At 67.1% G+C, this 13,401-nt stretch carries 12 protein-coding genes; 6 read left to right on the top strand and 6 right to left on the bottom strand.

The window, feature by feature from the left end:
* Positions 1–4: 4 nt before the first annotated feature.
* From glp to U5A65_RS30860, 4 genes are all read right to left on the bottom strand, one after another.
* On the bottom strand, positions 5–1,309 hold the full coding sequence (gene glp, locus U5A65_RS30875; protein WP_321948773.1) for a gephyrin-like molybdotransferase Glp: 1,305 nt from the start codon (positions 1,307–1,309) through the stop codon (positions 5–7).
* Positions 1,310–1,410: 101 nt separating this feature from the next.
* Complete coding sequence (gene mobA / locus U5A65_RS30870) at positions 1,411–2,034, bottom strand: molybdenum cofactor guanylyltransferase MobA (protein WP_321948772.1); 624 nt, start codon at positions 2,032–2,034, stop codon at positions 1,411–1,413.
* A 16-nt stretch (positions 2,035–2,050) separates the two neighbouring features.
* Positions 2,051–3,172 carry a GTP 3',8-cyclase MoaA gene (gene moaA, locus U5A65_RS30865; RefSeq protein WP_321948771.1) on the bottom strand — a complete coding sequence of 374 codons (1,122 nt, stop codon included), beginning with the start codon at positions 3,170–3,172 and terminating at the stop codon, positions 2,051–2,053.
* A gap of 162 nt (positions 3,173–3,334) precedes the next feature.
* Positions 3,335–6,580, bottom strand: a complete 3,246-nt coding sequence (locus U5A65_RS30860; RefSeq protein WP_321948770.1) for an Rne/Rng family ribonuclease — start codon at positions 6,578–6,580, stop codon at positions 3,335–3,337.
* An 860-nt stretch (positions 6,581–7,440) separates the two neighbouring features.
* On the opposite strand from U5A65_RS30860, the gene U5A65_RS30855 reads away from it, so the two are divergent.
* From U5A65_RS30855 to U5A65_RS30840, 4 genes are read left to right on the top strand one after another with little or no spacing between them, the layout of a single operon-like run.
* Positions 7,441–8,490, top strand: coding sequence for an RluA family pseudouridine synthase (locus tag U5A65_RS30855; protein WP_321936109.1), 1,050 nt, complete (start codon positions 7,441–7,443; stop codon positions 8,488–8,490).
* Between the two features lie 33 nt (positions 8,491–8,523).
* Positions 8,524–9,183 (top strand): HAD-IA family hydrolase, encoded by a 660-nt coding sequence (locus U5A65_RS30850; RefSeq protein ID WP_321912553.1) that lies wholly within the window; start codon positions 8,524–8,526, stop codon positions 9,181–9,183.
* Positions 9,180–9,584, top strand: coding sequence for a Rieske (2Fe-2S) protein (locus tag U5A65_RS30845; protein ID WP_321912552.1), 405 nt, complete (start codon positions 9,180–9,182; stop codon positions 9,582–9,584). Before U5A65_RS30850 ends, U5A65_RS30845 begins: the two co-directional genes overlap by 4 nt.
* Before the next feature lie 30 nt (positions 9,585–9,614).
* Positions 9,615–10,619, top strand: a complete 1,005-nt coding sequence (locus U5A65_RS30840) for a S49 family peptidase (protein ID WP_321948769.1) — start codon at positions 9,615–9,617, stop codon at positions 10,617–10,619.
* Between the two features lie 99 nt (positions 10,620–10,718).
* Here U5A65_RS30840 and U5A65_RS30835 read toward each other — a convergent pair whose 3' ends face one another.
* The gene (locus U5A65_RS30835; protein WP_321948768.1) at positions 10,719–11,441 is read right to left on the bottom strand and encodes an SAM-dependent methyltransferase; all 723 of its coding nucleotides are present in this window, start codon (positions 11,439–11,441) and stop codon (positions 10,719–10,721) included.
* Positions 11,438–12,076, bottom strand: coding sequence for a Maf-like protein (locus tag U5A65_RS30830; protein ID WP_321912547.1), 639 nt, complete (start codon positions 12,074–12,076; stop codon positions 11,438–11,440). Before U5A65_RS30830 ends, U5A65_RS30835 begins: the two co-directional genes overlap by 4 nt.
* 366 nt (positions 12,077–12,442) lie before the next feature.
* On the opposite strand from U5A65_RS30830, the gene U5A65_RS30825 reads away from it, so the two are divergent.
* Entirely contained in the window at positions 12,443–13,084 is a 642-nt protein-coding gene (locus U5A65_RS30825; RefSeq protein WP_321912545.1) for a DUF177 domain-containing protein, read from the top strand.
* Positions 13,085–13,218: 134 nt separating this feature from the next.
* A complete protein-coding gene (rpmF, locus tag U5A65_RS30820) occupies positions 13,219–13,398 on the top strand; it encodes a 50S ribosomal protein L32 (RefSeq protein ID WP_018441573.1) in 180 nt (59 codons plus the stop codon).
* Positions 13,399–13,401: the final 3 nt, after the last annotated feature.

Here is a 13,401-nt window from a genome sequence, read left to right as displayed (position 1 = left end):
CGCGCTAGACGAGCCCATCGAACAGCATGATGTCGACGGCGTCGCCGGCGTCGAGATCGCCGGCTTCGTGGGCGAGCACGATAAAGCAGTTCGCCTCGCTCATCGTGCTGAGTGCGCCCGAGCTTTGCGAGCCGGTCGGCGTGACGCGCCACTGGCCGCTGTTATCGCGGCGCGCAAGGCCGCGCTGGAACTCCGTGCGTCCCGCCCGCTTTCTGATCGGCTGATCGCTCAGTGCCGGCACGAGCGGGACGGGCTGCGCTTGCGCGCCCGCCATCGCCATGAGCGCGGGGCGCACGATCTGGTAGAACGAGACCATGGTCGCGACCGGGTTGCCGGGCAAGCCGAACAGGAGCGCCGCGCGGCCCGCGCCCGGGCGTCCGCCCGACCAGATGCGGCCGAACGCAAGCGGGCGGCCAGGACGCATGGCGAGGCCCCAGAACGAGACGTCGCCGAGCGTTTGCAACTGGGTGCGCGTGAAATCGGCTTCGCCGACCGAGACGCCGCCGGAGGTTAGCACGACATCAGCGCTTTCGGCAGCCTTTCTAAGCGTTGCCGCGAGCGCCGCCGGGTCGTCGCGCACGACGCCCAGGTCGATCGCCTCGACGTTCAGGCGTTGGAGCATCGCGCCGAGCGCGTAGCGGTTGCTGTCGTAGATGCAGCCGGGCTCGAGCGGCTCGCCCGGCGAGCGCAATTCGTCGCCGGTCGAAAAGTAGGCCACGCGCAGGCGTTGCTTGACGTTCGCCTCGACGAGTCCGAGCGAGGCAAGCAAGCCGATATCCGAAGCGCGCAGTACGCGGCCTGCCGCGAGCGCCACGCCGCCGTGCGCGAGATCCTCGCCCTTGCGGCGCGCATTCGCGCCTCGCCTGACGACGTTCGCTTCGAAGGAGATGGCGTCGCCGTGTGCCGACACGTGCTCCTGGGGCACGACAGTGTCGCAGCCCGCGGGCATGGGCGCGCCGGTCATGATGCGCACGCAGGCGAGCGCGGCGACTTCGCCCGGGTAGGCGTGACCGGCGAAGGCCTTGCCGCACACAGTGAGCGAGAGACGGCCGGAGGCGTCGGCCAGCGCCGCGCCGTCGAACGCATAGCCGTCCATCGCGGCGTTGTCGTGCGCCGGGACGTCGATGGGCGAAATCACGTCTTCGGCCAGCACGCGCGCGAGCGCCTCGCGTAGCGGCACGCGCTCGCTCGCCGCGAGCGGCGTCACCCACTGCAGCACGATGGCCTGTGCGGCGCTGACGGGCAAAGCTTGCGGATCGTACTGGCTGATGCACCCGGCGTTGCCGGAGGGATGGTTAAGCGTGGTCATCGAATGAGGAAGCGTGGCACGGCCTGTGCGGCGATCGTCCAGGCGGGCGTGCCGGCCGTGTGCCGGGGACGGCGGCTGGCCGGGCGCCGCCCGATTGCAATTCAGGCGCGTTCGAGTTCGGCCAGTTCCTGTAAGGAATTGATATTGTAAAACGCACGTTCATCGGCAAAGGCGACTTCGGCGGCCGTGTGGCGCGCGTACCACGCACGCACCTTGCGCTCGCCGGCAGCCAGAAAGGCGGCGAGGTCGTCGGCGAGGGCGGTGCGCACGAGTGCGAAGACAGGGTGCAGCGAGACCTCGCCTGCTGCATTCGTCGTGGTCGCGGTCACGATGTCCGCTTGCCGTGCCAACGCGGCGTGGCTCAGGCGCTCGGCGAGATCGGCTGGCAGCCAGGGCGAGTCGCAGGGCGCCGTGAGGAGCCACTCGGTTTGCGCCGCGCGCAGTCCGGCGAGCAGCCCCGCGAGCGGGCCGGGGAAGTCGGGCAGCGTGTCGGCGAGCACGCTTGCTTGCCATGGCGCGCCGAGTGCTGCGTACGCGTCGCCGTTGCGGTTCGCGCTGATCGCTAGAGCGCCCACCTGCGGAGCGAGGCGCTCAAGAACGTGGGCCGCGAGCGGCCTGCCGTGCAGCATCTGCAAACCCTTGTCGGCGCCGCCCATGCGCTGGCCGCGCCCGCCCGCGAGCACGAGGCCCGTGATCGATCCGGTGGCAATGGTGCTGGCGCTCATCGGCGTCGCTGGCTTCTCAGCCGCCGATGTAGGACATTTCGATGCGCCGCTCTTCGGCGGAACCCGGCGCCTGCGCGCTTCCTCGCAGTTGCGAGTAGCGGTCGGCACGGCCTTCCCACACCTGCGCGATGGCCCCGGAGATCGCCGTGTCGGTGGCGCCGTTGCGCAACAGCGCGCGCAGGTCGTAGCCCATCGAGGCAAAAAGGCACAGGTACAGCTTGCCTTCGGTCGAAAGGCGCGCGCGCGTGCAGTCGCCGCAGAACGCGCGAGTCACGCTGGAGATCGCGCCGATCTCGCCCGCGCCGTCCGCGTAGCCCCAGCGTTGCGCCGTTTCGGCGGCAGTGTGGGGCTCCAGCGGCACGAGCGGCCAGTGCTCGGCAATCCGCGCGACGACCTCGGCCGAAGGCAGCACTTCGGCCATGTTCCAGCCGTTCGAGGTGCCCACGTCCATGTACTCGATGAAGCGCAGCGTCACGCCCGTGCTGCGGAAATGCCGCGCAAGCGGCACGATCTCGCCATCGTTCGTGCCGCGCTTGACGACCATGTTGACCTTGATCGGCGCGAGACCCACGGCTTGGGCCGCCTCGATGCCGTCGAGCACGTCGGCCACTGCGAAGTCGGCGTCGTTCATGCGGCGAAAGAGGGCGTCGTCGAGGGCGTCGAGGCTCACCGTCACGCGCGTGAGGCCGGCGTCGCGCAGGGCGCGCGCCTTGCGCGCAAGCAGCGAGCCATTGGTGGTGAGCGTGATGTCGAGCGCCTCGCCGTCGGGCGTGCGCAGCGCGGCGAGGCGCTCGATCAGGAATTCGATGTTCTTGCGCAGCAGCGGCTCACCGCCCGTGAGGCGGATCTTGGTGACGCCGTGCGCGACGAAAAGCCGCGCGAGCCGCTCGATTTCTTCGAGCGAAAGCAGCGCGGAATGGGGCAGAAACGGGTAGTCCTTGTCGAACACCGCACGCGGCATGCAGTACACGCAACGGAAATTGCAGCGGTCGGTGACCGAGATGCGCAGGTCGCGCAGGGGTCTGGCGAGCGCGTCGAAGACCACGCCAGACGGCGCGCGCACGGTCCCCGCAGCCTGACCGGGCAATGCCGGCGGCAGCGATCGAACATCGGCAACGGGGATGATGCGTCGTGTCATGGTCTCTTCGTTCTCGCGTTGTTTCGATTTTAGCCGAACCCGCGCGTACCGACAGACGAGGGAGAACGCTGATATATCAAAAAAAAGCCCGCCGGGAAGGGCGGGCTCTTCGGGGCGCGCCGGACTCAAGGCCCGGCGCGCGGCCAGTTGCGCTTGCGGCGCTTACGGCTGACGCGAGGTTTCGACCTGCTGCATCGGCGCGCTGTCGACCGGCGGCAGCGGCTTGCGCTCGCGCGGCGCGCGCGCGGGCTTCACCAGCTGCGCGGCGGCTTGCTGGGCGGCGCGCAGCTTGTCGGCGTCGGTGTTGACCCAGACGAGACCCGCCGATTCCAGCATCGGGCGCAGCGTGTCCGCGGCGGCCGGAGCGGGCGACGGTGCCACTGCTGCGACCGGGGCCGGTTGCTCTGCGGCCGGCTCGGGGATCGCGACGACCGCCGGAGCAGCGGCTACCACTTCTTGCACCGGCTCCGGTTGCGCGGCGGGCGCTGCCGACAGCACTTCGGTCTGCGGGGCTTCGACGCGGTCTTCACGCACGACGACAGGCTGAGTCTCGGCCTGGACCGGCTCGGCGGGGGCTGCCGGCGCGACCTGTTCGTCCGCTGCGGCAGGCGCCACAGGGGCGGCAGGCGCCACCGGTGCTACCACTGCTGCGGGTTCCTCGGCCTTCGGCTCGACCACGTGCGCGGTTTCGACGTTCACCGGTGCGGCTTCGGCCGGGGCCGGAGCCTGCTCTGCAGCGGGCGCAACGGTTTCGACCTGCGTAGTCGTCACGGCGGCGGACACGTGAGCGGCTTCGGCGACAACGGCTGCGGCCGGCAGTGCGGTCACGACAGTCTCGACCACAGCTTCGGTGCGCGTTTCCACGACCGGCGCTTCGTGCACTTGCGCAGCAACGGCAGGCTGCTCGATGGCCGGTTGAGCCGGTGCGCCTTCCTCTTCGCCTTCCGGCGCGTCCGCGCCCGGCGTGAGGCCTGCTGCATCCGTCTCGCGCTCGCGGCGGCCACCGCGGCGGCCACGACGGCGACGGCGGCGTTCTTCGCCTTCACGCGGTACGCCTTCTTCGTCGACACCCGCGCTCATCCCTTCGGGCAGCTCTTCCGTCTGCGGCGCTTCGACGCCTTCGGTGCCTGCCGATGCGGCGTCAAGACGCGCTTCCTGGGCCTCCGCGGCCTCGGCTTGCTGACGGCGACGCTGCTCGTTGCGTTCACCGCGCTCGCCGCGTTCACCACGTTCACGTCGCTCGCCACGTTCCTGGCGCTCGCCGCGTGCGGCGCCGGCTTCCGCCGTCACATCGCTACGGTCCTGGCCGCGCTCGACGCGCTCGATGCGCTGTTCGCGCTCGCCGCGTGCTTCGCGGCTTTCACGCGGTTCACGTTGCTCGCGCGGTTCACGTTGCTCACGCGGTTCACGCGGCTCGCGGGCGCCACGACCTTCGCGTGCTTCACGCGGTTCACGTTGCTCGCGCGGTTCGCGTTCCTCACGGCGTCCAGCCTGCTGGCCGGTGCGTGCGCCGCCTGCGCCTTCGCCGCGGCCAGCCGCGTCGCGGCCGCCGGTGCGGCGATTGCGGTTACGGTCGCCGCCGCTCTTCTCGCCGCGCTCGGTACGCGCTTCGCGGGTCGGACGGGTTGCCTTTTCGGGTTGAGCGGCCGGTGCCGGTGCGGGTGCCGCAGCCGGCGCGCCGAAGAGGCGCTTGACCCAGCCGAAGAAGCCGCCGCCCGCGGGCGTGACGGCCACTTGCGCAGCGACGGGCGCGGCTTCGGCAGCCTTGACCGGTGCGCTCGGCGCCGGACGCTCCGGCGTGATGCCCTTCACCGCGGCTTCCTGCTTGGGCTTGGCTTCGGCGGTGCGCTTGCTGTAGCCGGTTTCCGACTCGAGTTCGCGAGCCGCTTCCTCGGCCATCTTCCACGAAGCGCGCGGATCGTCGAGGCGCGCATCGTCGTGACGCAGGCGCTCGAGCTTGTAATGCGGCGTTTCGAGGTGCTTGTTCGGGATCAGAACGACGCCAACCTTGAAGCGCGACTCGATCTTGTTGATTTCCGAGCGCTTCTCGTTGAGCAGGAAGGCGGTCACTTCGACCGGCACCTGGCAATGAATTGCCGCGGTGTGTTCCTTCATCGCCTCTTCCTGGATGATGCGCAGGACCTGAAGCGCCGACGATTCCGTGTCGCGGATGTGACCCGTGCCGTTACAGCGCGGACAGGTGACGTGGCTGCCTTCCGAGAGGGCGGGGCGCAGACGCTGGCGCGACAGCTCCATCAGGCCGAAGCGCGAGATCTTGCCCATCTGCACGCGCGCGCGGTCATGGCGCAGCGCGTCCTTCAGACGTTGCTCGACTTCACGCTGGCTCTTGGCCGACTCCATGTCGATGAAGTCGATCACGATCAGGCCGCCGAGGTCGCGCAGACGCAGCTGGCGCGCCACTTCGTCGGCAGCTTCGAGGTTGGTGCGCGCGGCAGTTTCCTCGATGTCGGCGCCCTTGGTGGCGCGCGCCGAGTTCACGTCGATGGCCACCAGTGCTTCGGTGTGGTCGATCACGATCGCGCCGCCCGAGGGCAGCGGCACCGTGCGCGAATACGCCGTCTCGATCTGGTGCTCGATCTGGAAGCGCGAGAAAAGCGGTACGTCGTCGTGATACCGCTTCACCTTATTGACATTGTCCGGCATCACGATATCCATGAAGGCGCGTGCCTGGTCATAGATCTCGGTGGTGTCGATGAGGATTTCGCCGATATCGGGCTGGAAGTAGTCGCGGATCGCGCGAATGACGAGGCTCGATTCCAGGTAGATCAGCATGGGCTGACCGGACTGGCCGGCCTGCGACGCGGCTTCGATGGCGCGCCACAGTTGCAGCAGGTAGTTCAGGTCCCACTGGAGCTCTTCGGCGGAGCGGCCGATGCCGGCCGTGCGCGCGATGATGCTCATGCCGTCCGGCAGTTGCAGCTGCGCCATGGTTTCGCGCAGTTCCTGACGGTCGTCACCCTCGATGCGGCGCGAGACGCCGCCGCCGCGCGGGTTGTTCGGCATGAGGACGAGGTAGCGGCCGGCGAGCGAGATGAACGTGGTGAGGGCGGCGCCCTTGTTGCCACGCTCTTCCTTCTCGACCTGGACGATCAGTTCCTGGCCTTCCTTGAGGGCGTCCTGAATGCGCGCGCCGCGCATGTCGATGCCTTCGCGGAAATACTGGCGCGCGACTTCCTTGAACGGCAGGAAGCCGTGGCGGTCTTCGCCGTAGTTGACGAAACACGCTTCGAGCGAAGGCTCGATACGGGTGACGATCCCCTTGTAGATGTTGCCTTTGCGCTGTTCGCGCCCGGCGGTTTCGATGTCGATGTCGATGAGCTTCTGTCCATCGACGATGGCGACACGCAGTTCTTCCTGCTGTGTCGCGTTGAACAGCATTCGTTTCATTGAACGACTCCAGTGCGTTCGCGCGCGAGCCGCACGGTGCGCGGCGGCGACGCCAGGCAGCACGGTGCGGGCAGCGGCGAGCCGCGCCTTATTGTGTTGTCACAAGCACGCTGGAGCGGGAACGATGGCGGGGAGAATTGCCTTTTATGGGCGCCGGTCCGGCGTTGCGTTGCCGAGGACGGGGCCGCGTGGGCTCATGCGAAATACGTCTTCAAGAAGCGAAGAGACATGCCGCGGGTTCGCGACGGCAACGTTTTCCTGCGCTTCCGGTTCACCTGGCTGCCGTGGCCACATATGTGCCGATGGTTGTATTCATCGTGTGCACATCGCACTGGCCGTGACAGACGCCTGCCGCAGCGGCGAACCGCGCGCGCTTGCGACTGGATCAGGTTCGCGGCCTCTCAATCAGGGCCGCGCACGGGAAGCTTTTCAGGAACGCCCGCCTTCCCCCTCGGGGTGTCTCGCCACTTTTGACGTCGCCTTGTCCCGCACATTGCCGGGATGCTTCGAGCGCTCGCCGTATTTTCGCCACCAGCGCCTCCTTCGGCGGTCACTTCGACCGCGCGGCGGGACGCGCCGGATAAATTCTTTATACCAATGTTCCGTTACCGTCGGAGCCGCTCCTGACCGAACGTGCCTGTGGGCGCCGTCCCTGCCGGAGTGGTGATCCGTGCGTGCAACTCGTTGCTTCTCATCAAGCGGGGTGAGCAACCAGCCCCGGGCGCAAGTAAAATAACCGTTTATTGCTTGCAGCCTGCGCTCGCCGCGTGGTCCGAGTCCAGGATAACCCTCTTGGGGTTCGCAGGACATTTGGCCGTTTGGCCTACCATTGCGTCGGCGCTGGGCAAATTATATTCAGAATGAAAGGGTTAGGCAAAACATCCCAGAATCAGGTCGCAAGCGACCAGGTTTCGTTCGTCGAAATCGACGAGGGCGCGGCCGGTCAGCGCATCGACAATTTTCTCGTGCGCGTCTGTAAAGGCGTGCCGAAGAGCCACATCTATCGCATTTTGCGCAGCGGGGAAGTGCGCGTAAATAAGGGCCGGGTCGATGCGCAATATCGGCTCGCGGAAGGCGACATCGTGCGGGTTCCGCCGATTCGCACGTCGCAATCGAGCACGCCGGCCGGTGCCGCGCCGGTGCCGGCCGCCCAGTTTCCCATCATTTACGAGGACGACGCGCTGCTTGTCATCGACAAGCCCGCCGGCGTGGCCGTGCACGGCGGCAGCGGCGTGGCGTTCGGCGTGATCGAGCAGTTGCGCGAAGCGCGCCCGCAGGGCAAGTTTCTCGAACTGGTCCACCGGCTCGACCGCGAAACGTCGGGCGTGCTCATGCTCGCGAAGAAGCGCGCCGCGCTCGTCGGCCTGCATGCGCAGATGCGCGACAACCAGACCGACAAGCGCTATTTCGCCTGCGTCCACGGCGAATGGGCGAGCGACTGGGGCCGCCGGCGCGCCGTGAAGGAGCCGCTTCACAAGTATCTGACCCCGGAAGGCGAGCGCCGCGTGCGCGTGCAGCCGGACGGCATGCCCTCGCATACGGTGTTCAATCTCGTCGAGCGCTGGCCGGGTTACGCGCTGCTCGAAGCCGAGTTGAAAACAGGCCGCACGCACCAGATCCGCGTGCACCTCGCTCACCTCGGGCTGCCGATCGTCGGCGACGCGAAGTACGGCGACTTCGCGCTCAACAAGGAACTTGCACGCTCTGGCGCGCGGCCGGGCATCAAGCGCATGTTCCTGCATGCGCACCGGTTGAAGCTCGCTCACCCGATTACGGGCGCCCCGTTGCAGTTCGAGGCGCCGTTGCCGCCGGATTGCCGCGGCTTCGTCGATGCGCTGCGCGCGCAGCGCGAAAGCGGCGCTGGCGAAGACAGCGCGCCGGCCCGGCCTGGTGCGGCCCAACCCGAATGACACCGAATCTGACAGCGTTTGGAGAAGTCCTGCATGGCTCGAGAGTTATTTGATCTGATTGTGTTCGACTGGGACGGCACCCTGATGGACTCGACCGCCCATATCACGCGCAGCATCCAGGCGGCGTGCCGCGACCTCGGTCTGCCCGTGCCCGGCGACGAGGCGGCGAGCTATGTGATCGGCCTCGGCCTGCGTGAGGCGCTGCAGATTGCCGCGCCCACGCTCGATCCGGCCGACTACCCGCGGCTCGTGGAGCGCTACCGCATCCATTATTTGTTGAAGGACCAGCAGACCGAGCTGTTCGCAGGCGTACGCGAGATGCTCACGGAACTGCGCGACACCGGCTACCTGCTTGCCGTGGCGACGGGCAAGAGCCGGGTGGGGTTGAACCGCGCACTGGCGGATTCGCGGCTCACGAGCCTCTTCGACGGCACGCGCTGCGCCGACGAAACCTTCTCGAAGCCGCATCCGGCCATGCTTCAGGAACTCACGCGTGAATTAGGGCAGGATCTTGGTCGCACGGTGATGATCGGCGACACGACGCACGACCTGCAGATGGCGATCAACGCGGGCGCGGCGGGCGTTGGCGTCGCGTATGGCGCGCATGCGAGCGGCGCGCTCGAAAAGCTCGAGCCGCGCTTCGTCGCGCAGGACGTGGCCGCGCTTGCGCTCTGGCTGCGGGAGAACGCATGAGCGCGGCGCCACAGGCACCGGCGGGCGAGCCCGTGCGCGTGTGCGCGGCCGAAGAACTCGCCGAGGGCGGCGAGGGGCGGCGCATGAACGCGACTTACGCGGGCGGCGACGCTGTGGTGTTCTTCGTGCGCTACGGCGGCGAGGTGTACGGCTATCTGAACCGCTGCGCGCACGTGCCGATGGAGCTCGACTGGGTCGAGGGCCAGTTCTTCGAGTCGTCGGGGCTCTATCTGATGTGCGCCACGCATGGTGCGATCTACCAGCCCGACACGGGCAAGTGCGTGGGCGGACCGTGCCGCGGCGGCCGTTTGCGCCCCGTGCAAGTCGAGGAACGCGACACGCCGGAGGGCCGTGCGGTATTCTGGCTGCCGGACGACGCTTTGCGTCCGACCCCAACCTGACCACTGACCTTCGACCCGTTATCCGCTCGCATGTCCGACAATCCGACCCCTGATTCGAACGAAGCGCCGCGCGCGGCTTCGTCAGACCGCGGCGCGTCCGCGCCTGGCTGGGAGCGCGAGGCGCTCGAACGCATCGCGCTGGCGGCGATCACCGAACAGCGTGCGGCGCGGCGCTGGCGGATCTTCTTTCGCTTTGCGTTTCTCGCGGTATTCGTGGTCATCGCGTGGGCGGTCCTCGATCTTTCGGGCGCGCGCGTGGAGAGTGAAGGGCGCCATACGGCGCTCGTTTCGCTCGACGGCGAAATCGGCTCCGACACTCCCGCGAACGCCGAGGACATCATCAGCGCGCTGGACAGCGCCTTCGACGACGACGGCACTGCGGGCGTGGTTCTGCACATCGACAGCCCCGGCGGCAGCCCGGTGCAGGCCGGCATCATCAACGACGAGATCCACCGTCTGCGCACGAAGTACCCGGCCATCCCGCTGTATGTGGTGGTGGGCGACATGTGCGCTTCGGGGGGGTATTACGTCGCGGCCGCCGCCGACAAGATCTACGTCAACAAGGCGAGCATCGTGGGCTCGATCGGCGTGCTGATGGACGGTTTCGGCTTTACCGGACTCATGGACAAGCTCGGGGTTCAGCGGCGCCTGCGCACCTCGGGCGAAAACAAGGGCTTCTTCGATCCCTTTTCGCCCGATACGCCGAAAATGGACGCGCACGCCCAGGAGATGCTCGACCAGATCCACCAGCAGTTCATCGACGCCGTGAAGGCGGGCCGCGGCAAGCGCCTGAAGGACTCGCCGGACATTTTCTCGGGCCTGTTCTGGACCGGGCAGAAGAGCGTGGAACTCGGTCTCGCGGATGGCTACGGCGACACCGATTACGTGGCGCGCGAAGTCATCAAGGCGCCGGACGTCGTCGACTACACGGTCAAGCAGAGCCTCACCGACCGCGTGGCAAAGCGCGTGGGCGCGAACATCGGCTCGGCCGCCGTGCATTCGCTGCTGATGGGCGGAAAGCTGTCGGTGCACTGAGCGCTAACGGCGCTTCGATTTCCGGGCGTCCGCAAAGAAAATCGGCCGCTGCGCGAGGGTTGCGCAGCGGCCGATTCGTTTTTGCGCGGCGAGGCGCGTTCAGTTCGCGAGCAGCAGGAAAATCGCCGGCCGTTTTTGCAATTCGGGCGCGGGCTCCTTCTTCCAGTCCGACACGGCGCGGCTCACGATCGTCTCGGTGGGCAGCGTGAGATCGGCGGCGACGCACACGAGCGTGGAGGGCGCGCAGGTCGCGAGCAGGGCGTCGAGCAGCGTGCGGTTGCGATAGGGCGTTTCGATGAAGATCTGCGTCTGCTTGCCCTTGCGCGAGGTCTGCTCCAGTTCGCGTAGCTTTTTCACGCGCTCGTTCGCGTCGACGGGCAGGTAGCCGTGAAACGCGAAGCTCTGGCCGTTCAGGCCCGACGCCATCAACGCGAGCAGGATCGAACTCGGGCCTACGAGCGGCACGACCTTGATGCCGCGCTCGTGCGCGCGACGAACGAGCAGCGCGCCCGGATCGGCGACCGCCGGTACGCCCGCTTCGGACACGAGCCCCGTGTCGATGCCCGCGAGGAGCGGCGCGAGCAGCTTCTCGACTTCGCCTGCCGGCGTGTTGACGTTCAGCTCACGGATGTCGATTTCCTGGATCGGGCGCGTCGTGCCCACGCGCTTGAGGAAGGCGCGCGTGGTCTTCGCGTTTTCGCCGATATAGCTTGCGAGCGTGCCCGCGCGTTCGCGCACGGGCATGGGGAGGACCGCGTTGAGCGCGGCATCGTCGCCTTCGCCGAGCGTGTTGGGGATCAAATAGAGGGTGCCGAGGCTCATGCTTGCATCTCCAGCAGCGGATAGCCCGCGGCAAGCAGCATGCGCGTGAGCGCAATGAGCGGCAGGCCGATCAGGGCGGTGGGATCGTCCGATTCGATCGCTTCGAGCAGCGCAATGCCGAGCCCTTCCGCTTTCGCGCTGCCCGCGCAGTCGTAAGGCGTTTCGGCGCGCAGATAGGCGTCGAGCGCGGCATCGGGCAACTCGCGAAAGCGCACCTTCGTCACGATATCGACGGTATCCGTTTGGCCAGTAGCGGTGTCGAGCAGGCTCAGGGCACTATGGAACAACACGTCGCGGCCGCGCATGGCCTGCAACTGCTCGAGCGCGCGCTCGTGCGTGCCGGGCTTGCCGATCTGGCGGCCATCGAAGGTGGCAACCTGGTCAGAGCCGATCACGAGCGTGCGCGCGGCGCCGGCGGGCAGGGCGGTGGCCACGGCACGGGCCTTCGCTGCTGCGAGGCGCAGCGCCGTCGCCTCGGGCGTTTCGCCGGGGTGCGGCGTTTCGTCGATGGCGGGCACGGCAGTCTCGAAAGGAATGCGCAGACGTTCGAGCAGCTCGCGCCGGTAGCGCGAGCTGGAGGCGAGGATGAGGGCGGGGCGGCCCGTGCGCGGGGCCTGCGAGGGAGAATCCTGCATGTTCGATCGAAGTATGAAAACGGCTGCGAATATGACTGGAACGTACGGCTGTGGTTTGGGGTTTTCGGGTCGATTTCGTCTCGAAAACGGGGGCGGATTTCCCGCAAAACGTCATCAAAGGCGCCCGAAAACCGCGCTCGCACAGACACTTGCGTACGCGAGCTTAAGTGTTTGACTCGCAAAGATAAAGGCGATATGATTTTGGGCTTTTCATCGGTATGCTCTCGTCGCACGTCTTGTGCGGGCGCCTGTGCCGATGGTCAATGCAGGCCAGTGCGGGCCGGTACAAGCTGGATTGCTGCGAGCCGCTGTCGGCTTTCGCGCATCGCTCGCCGGTTACCCGGGCCGTGAAGCAGGAGAGCGCACATGACCGAACATTCTGGTAAGCCTGCTGGCGCCGAACTGAATCCGCGTGACTTCGATCTCTTCGAATTCGCGCGTAGCGAGCGCGAGGCAGCGGGCGTCGTGCGCGTCTCGCAACTGCCGCGCATGTTAAACGAAGTCCCGGCCGAGGCGCCAGATCGCGATAGCGCGTTCACCTGGCAGGCTGCGGGCTTTACCCAGCAGGAATTGCAGGACAACGGCACTGAAGGGCCGCAGCCATACCTGCGCCTTGCCGTTCACGGTGGTGCGTGGCTCACGTGCCAGCGGTGCCTGGCTCCGTACGAGCAGGCATTCAATGCGGATGCGACCTTCCGTATCGTCCAGACGGAAGAAGAGGCGGACGAGTTTCCGCTCGACGACGATGAAGTCGAAGTGATCGTGGGCTCGCGCCATTTCGATCTCGTCGACTTGATCGAAGAGGAGCTGTTGCTCGCGCTGCCGCTGGTGCCGAAGCACGAAGTCTGTCCGGAGATTCACGAAAGTCTCGCCTCGGGTCCCGACGGCGCGGAGGGCGTGGATTCCGTGGACGACGTGCCGGAGCAGGAAATCGAGCCGGAAGAGCGCGTCAACCCGTTTGCGGCGCTCGAATCGCTCAAGAAGGACGGTCCCGGCAGTAAGCACTAAGGTCAGCCTTAGTCGGCTGCGCGGGGCAGGCAGTACCAGACGCGTGGGCCTGAGCCCGGAGTCCGGCCACCCCCCAAGGGTGGCGGCGGCCGGATCGGGCTGTGTTAGAATTCGGAAAATTTTCAGGAGTTATCATGGCAGTTCAACAAAACAAGAAGTCGCCGTCGAAGCGCGGTATGCACCGCTCGCACGATTTCCTCACGGGCGCGCCGCTGGCCGTCGAGCCGAGCACGGGTGAAGTGCATCTGCGTCACCACATCAGCCCGAACGGCTACTACCGCGGCAAGAAAGTCGTCAAGACCAAGAACGACTAATCG

The organism is Paraburkholderia sp. J10-1 (assembly GCF_905220165.1).
Classification (GTDB): domain Bacteria; phylum Pseudomonadota; class Gammaproteobacteria; order Burkholderiales; family Burkholderiaceae; genus Paraburkholderia.
The sequence above is the reverse complement of the archived record's forward strand: the minus strand, read 5'-3'. Positions and strand labels throughout refer to the sequence as shown.